Annotated in this window: 1 protein-coding gene; it reads left to right on the plus strand. The window is 57.3% G+C overall.

Annotation, left to right across the window (positions count from 1 at the left end):
- Nucleotides 1-180: 180 nt before the first annotated feature.
- The coding region (locus tag NKI17_RS36970) for an ATP-binding cassette domain-containing protein (RefSeq protein ID WP_352798705.1) at nt 181-518 on the plus strand (338 nt) is incomplete at its 3' end.

The following is a 518-nucleotide window of genomic DNA, read 5'->3' on the forward strand; positions in this document are numbered from 1 at the left end:
TCTCGAGATGCGCTACGGCGCCGAGATCGCCGCGACGCGCGGACACTGACAAATGCATGTCGCCCAAAAGTGTGTAGCGGTTTTTGGACAACGACATGCATAAAACAAAGATTTAATGTCGCCCAAAAGTGGGAACCGGTTTTGGGATAACGGCATGCATCAACTACAAAAGGGATTTGCATGGAAGTTCGCGTTGCCAACGTGCGCAAGGAGTTTGAGCGGTTTCCGGCCCTCCGCGACGTTTCGCTCGACATCAAGTCGGGAGAACTGATCGCCCTGCTGGGACCTTCCGGTTCCGGCAAGACGACGCTGCTCAGGCTGATTGCCGGCTTGGAGCGGCCGACCCGCGGAAAGATCTTCTTCGGCGAAGAGGATGCGTCCCAAAAGTCGATTCAGGAGCGCAATGTCGGCTTCGTCTTCCAGCACTACGCGCTGTTTCGCCATATGACGGTCGCCGACAATATCGGCTTCGGACTCAAGGTCCGGCACGGGCCGTCACGCCCGTCGGCGAAGGAAAT

The organism is Mesorhizobium sp. M0816 (assembly GCF_040320005.1).
Taxonomy (GTDB): Bacteria; Pseudomonadota; Alphaproteobacteria; order Rhizobiales; family Rhizobiaceae; genus Mesorhizobium.